General features: G+C 69.6%; 7 protein-coding genes. 4 read left to right on the top strand and 3 right to left on the bottom strand.

From position 1 onward, the window contains the following. Positions 1-13 precede the first annotated feature (13 nt). On the top strand, positions 14-205 hold the full coding sequence (locus KDL01_RS46895; protein ID WP_438802017.1) for a carboxylesterase family protein: 192 nt from the start codon (positions 14-16) through the stop codon (positions 203-205). On the opposite strand, the gene nadD is transcribed toward KDL01_RS46895, so the two are convergent. The 3 genes from nadD to KDL01_RS39295 form a co-directional block, all read right to left on the bottom strand. Next, on the bottom strand, positions 162-851 hold the full coding sequence (gene nadD, locus KDL01_RS39305; protein ID WP_212533815.1) for a nicotinate-nucleotide adenylyltransferase: 690 nt from the start codon (positions 849-851) through the stop codon (positions 162-164). The genes KDL01_RS46895 and nadD overlap by 44 nt on opposite strands. A 77-nt stretch (positions 852-928) precedes the next feature. Beyond that, positions 929-1,075: a hypothetical protein gene (locus KDL01_RS39300; protein WP_212533814.1), complete on the bottom strand. Its 147-nt coding sequence runs from the start codon at positions 1,073-1,075 to the stop codon at positions 929-931. 105 nt (positions 1,076-1,180) lie between these two features. Continuing rightward, positions 1,181-1,333: a hypothetical protein gene (locus tag KDL01_RS39295; protein WP_212533813.1), complete on the bottom strand. Its 153-nt coding sequence runs from the start codon at positions 1,331-1,333 to the stop codon at positions 1,181-1,183. 129 nt (positions 1,334-1,462) lie between these two features. Here KDL01_RS39295 and KDL01_RS39290 point away from each other — a divergent pair, with 129 nt between their 5' ends. The 3 genes from KDL01_RS39290 (at position 1,463) to KDL01_RS39280 (ending at position 4,201) form a co-directional block, all read left to right on the top strand. Continuing rightward, entirely contained in the window at positions 1,463-2,545 is a 1,083-nt protein-coding gene (locus KDL01_RS39290) for a M48 family metallopeptidase (RefSeq protein WP_212533812.1), read from the top strand. 2 nt (positions 2,546-2,547) lie between these two features. After that, positions 2,548-3,036: a glutathione peroxidase gene (locus KDL01_RS39285; RefSeq protein WP_212533811.1), complete on the top strand. Its 489-nt coding sequence runs from the start codon at positions 2,548-2,550 to the stop codon at positions 3,034-3,036. Positions 3,037-3,184: 148 nt separating this feature from the next. Then, complete coding sequence (locus KDL01_RS39280; protein ID WP_212533810.1) at positions 3,185-4,201, top strand: SDR family NAD(P)-dependent oxidoreductase; 1,017 nt, start codon at positions 3,185-3,187, stop codon at positions 4,199-4,201. The last annotated feature ends 198 nt before the right edge of the window (positions 4,202-4,399 follow it).

Below are 4,399 nucleotides of genomic sequence, written 5' to 3'. Positions count from 1 at the left end.
CCCGACCGGCGACATCACCCTGACGTCAGAAGACTGTCTCTACCTCAACCTGTGGCATCCGGCCGCCTCCGGGCACGACGGGCCGCTGCCGGTGATCGTCTGGTTCTACGGCGGCGGGTTCGAATCGCCGACCTGCGGCTTACGGCGACGTCCGGTTCCGCTCATGTCGCCTCCTCGGCAGGCTGGTACAGCGCGCGCTTGTTGATGTACTGGACGATGCCGTCTGGAACCAGATACCACACCGGCTCGCCTCGGCGCACGCGTTCCCGACACGCCGTCGACGAGATGGCCAGCGCCGGGATCTCCACCAGCGAGGCCTTGCCGAGGGGCAGACCGGGGTCGGCGAGGGTGTGGCCGGGGCGGGTACAGCCGACGAAGTGGGCCATCTCCACCAGTTCGTCGGCGTCGCGCCAGGAGAAGATCTGGCCGAGCGCGTCGGCGCCGGTGATGAAGAAGAAGTCGACCTCGCCGCCGCGTTCGGCGCGCAGGTCGCGCAGGGTGTCGACGGTGTAGGTCGGGCCGCCGCGGTCGATGTCCACGCGGCTGACCGAGAAGCGCGGGTTGGAGGCGGTGGCGATGACCGTCATCAGGTACCGGTCCTCGGCCGAGGTCACCGGGCGGTCAGACTTCTGCCACGGTTGGTTGGTGGGGACGAACACCACCTCGTCGAGCGAGAAGAGCGAGGCGACCTCGCTGGCGGCCACGAGGTGGCCGTGGTGGATGGGGTCGAAGGTGCCGCCCATCACGCCGAGCCGGATACGCCGACGGGCCGGCCGCGACGCGCCCGCGGGATCGGGAGCACCCACCGGGTGGCGTCTCTCGGTTCTCGGAGCAACGCTGGAGCCGTCCATGCGTCCCGACCTTACCGTCTCTGATCGGCCGGGCGCCCCCTACCGAGGGCGGGCGCCCGATTTGCAGTGATCTGCCGTCACTTGTCCCGGTTGAGGCGGGTGACCAGGAAGAGCAGCACGAGGAAGCCGATCATCACGCAGGCCGCGTTGAGCCCGGGGTTGATGCCGGAGTATCGGTTGGGGGTGGCCGACTCGGCCACCACGGACAGCACGTGTGCGTTCATCGAACCGCTCGATTCCTTCGTCGCGAGTCTTCGGCGCAGCTTGCGCTGCGCGCACAAATATAGGGCCGCGGCACCGCGGCGTACGCGAGGGGGTGGCCCGGCGGCCTACTCCCGCTCGTCCTTGTCACCCGACTTGACGTATCCCCGCAGGACGAACCACACGCACAGGCACACGAAGGCCAGCCCGCCAAGGATGAACACGCGCAGGAAGATTCCGGGGGGAGCGCTGTCCGACGCGATGTCGGCGAGATATGTCACGGTCGACCGTCCTCACGAAACTCGATTGGTCAGGAAAAGAGTAGGCCCGACCCGCAGCGCACAACGCGCCGGGTCGGTATGTTCGACGTGGGTTTCCAATCTGCGACTCACCGAGGGGGCTCGAAGGCCATGGCCGTCGACATGGAAGACGCCGCGCCGGCCCGCGTGCGCAAGACCTTTCCCGGCATCAGTTCCCGGGCCTACGAGCACCCGGCCGACCGCGCCGCGCTGATCGCACTGCGCAAGCTGGCCGGCTTCGATTCGCTCCTGAAGCTGCTCAACTCCCTGATCAACGAGCGGGAGGTGCGGCTGCTGCTGCTCGGCAACGCCGTGCAGGTCTCGCGCCAGCAGTTCCCGCGGCTCAACGCGCTGCTCGAGGACGCCTGCCGAGTACTCGACCAGCCGACGCAGCCGGAGATGTTCGTCCAGCAGAGCCCGCGCGTGAACGCGATGACCATCGGCCTGGACAAGCCGGTGATCGTGCTCACGACGGGCCTGGTGGAGCTGCTCGACGAGGAGGAGCTGCGCTTCGTCGTGGCGCACGAGCTCGGCCACGCCTTCTCCGGGCACGCGGTCTACCGCACCATGCTGTTGTGGCTGATGAACCTGACCAAAGTGGCCTCGGTGCTGCCGGGCGGGGTGCTCGGCATCCAGGCGCTCATCAAGGCCCTGCTCGAGTGGTACCGCAAGGCGGAGATATCCTGCGACCGGGCCGGGCTGCTGGTCAGCCAGGACATCGAGGCGGCGATACGCACGCACATGAAGCTGGCCGGCGGCGCCCACCTCTACGAGATGAACCCGATGGTCTTCATCGACCAGGGCCGCGAGTACGAGAGCACCGGGGACTTCCGCGACTCGCTGCTGCGCCTCTCGCTCGGCTCCCAGGTCACCCACCCGTTCCCGGCCGTGCGCGCGCTCGACCTGACCCGCTGGGTCGACTCCGGCGCCTACGCCCGCATCCTGACCGGTGAGTACCCGCGCCGGGACGACGACGCGAACGCCTCGGCCCGTGAGGCCGCGCGCGACGCGTTCGACTCGTACACCGAGGGAATCAAGAACAGCACTGATCCGCTCATGACGAAGGTACGTGACTTCATGCGTGAGGCGGGCGCGGTCGGCGACCGTCTCGGCGAGAAGATGTACCGCAAGTGGGGCCCGCAGTCCGACAACGACTCGTCGGACGAGCGCGAGCCGGAAGATTCTGAGGAGTGATCATGAGCGTCAGCGGGATTCCGATCAAGTCGCTGCAGGGCGAGGACACCACCATCGGCGCGCACCTGGGCAAGGCCGCCCTGGTGGTGAACGTGGCTTCGAAGTGCGGGCTCACCCCGCAGTACACCGCGCTCGAGCAGCTGCAGAAGACCTACGCAGAGCGTGGGTTCGCGGTGCTGGGTTTCCCGTGCAACCAGTTCGGCGCGCAGGAGCCGGGCTCGGCGGAGGAGATCGAGACCTTCTGCTCGACCACGTACGGGGTGAGTTTCCCGATGTTCGAGAAGATCGAGGTCAACGGCGAGGATCGGCACCCGATCTTCGCGCAGCTGACCGAGGTGAAGGAGCAGGAGAGCGGCGACGCCGGCGACGTGGCGTGGAACTTCGCCAAGTGGCTGATCAACGCCGACGGCGAGCCGGTCGCACGGTTCAGCCCGCGCACCACGCCGGACTCGCCTGAGGTGGTCGAGGCGATCGAGCGCCTGCTGGGCTAGGACGCCGTCCCCGGCGCGGCCCGCGGGCGGGCCGTGCGGGGACGGGTCGGTGCGGGACGGCTTTCGCGGGCCGTCCCGGCCGAGCCGGGCGTGAGGTGAAAGCGCACAGAGACTCACAGCAGCAGAGCGGCTGACTGGCGGTTCGGGTATGGGAACTCGAGCCGATCCCCGTCCGGACGGGCCGGCGCCGCAGACCTCGGTGGGGGCGAAGGTGGTGGAGAACCTGTCCGGGCGCACGGTGCTGGTCACCGGCGCTTCGAGCGGGATCGGGCTCGTGGTGGCGCGGGAGCTTGCCGCGTCCGGTGCGCGGACCCTGCTGGCGTGTCGGAGCGACGAACGGGCGGCGGCCGCACTGGCGCTGATCCGGGCGGCGCATCCGTCGGCGCGGGTGGAGTACGTGCGGGTCGATCTCGCGAATCTGGAATCGGTGGAAGAGGCCGCGGCGGAGATCGCGGACCGGGCCGGGGAGCTCGACGTCCTGGTCAACAACGCCGGAGTGATGACGCCGCCACCCGGGCACACGGTGGACGGCTTCGAGCTGCAGATCGGCACGAATCATCTGGGGCACTTCGCCCTGACCGGGCATCTGCTGCCGCTGCTGCTGACGGCGGAGCGGCCCCGGGTGGTGACGGTCTCCTCGGTGGCGCACCGGGCCGCGGTGCGGGCGGAGCTGACCGACTTCAAGATGCTGCCGCGGGGCTCGAACTGGCTGGGCTACAACCGGTCCAAGCTGGCCAACCTGCTGTTCGCCTTCGAGCTCGACCGCCGCGCGAACGGGCGGCTGGCCTCACTGGCGGCCCATCCCGGAGTGACCCGTTCCGAGCTCACCGCCCGGGCCACCGGCGGGAGCCGACCGGTGTTCGGCCCGGTGTTCCGACGCGGAGCGTGGCTGATCTCACAGCCGACCGAGCAGGGGGCACGGCCGATCGTGTTCGCGGCGACCTCGTCGGTGGCGCTGGCCACCCAGCGGCCGCACGGCCGCGGGCAGGAGCGCGAGCGCGACGTGGTGGGGCGCCGGTATTTCGGGCCGCGCGGCTTCGGCGGCCTGCGCGGCGCGCCGGCGGTGGCCGAACCGAGCGGGCAGGCACTCGACCGGGAACTGGCGCAGCGGCTCTGGGAGGCGTCCGTCGCGGCGACCGGAGTGCAGTTCGCCGAGCTGGGCTAGGCGAGGCACCGCGCCGCGCCGCACACCGAGCGGCACGGCGGCACAGAGTTCAGCGCGATGTTCCACGTGGAACAGTATGCGACTCTATGCATGATGTTCCACGTGGAACATCGCGCGCGACGCGCGTTCGGAGCACTACGGACAACGGCCGGGCCGGGCGTTTTCGCCGGGCGGGGTGCTTCGTGAAAACCTAGGGGG

The organism is Actinospica durhamensis, from assembly GCF_018139695.1.
Taxonomy (GTDB): domain Bacteria; phylum Actinomycetota; class Actinomycetes; order Streptomycetales; family Catenulisporaceae; genus Actinospica; species Actinospica durhamensis.
Note: the sequence above shows the minus strand (reverse complement) of the source record. Positions and strands in the feature narration are given on the sequence as shown.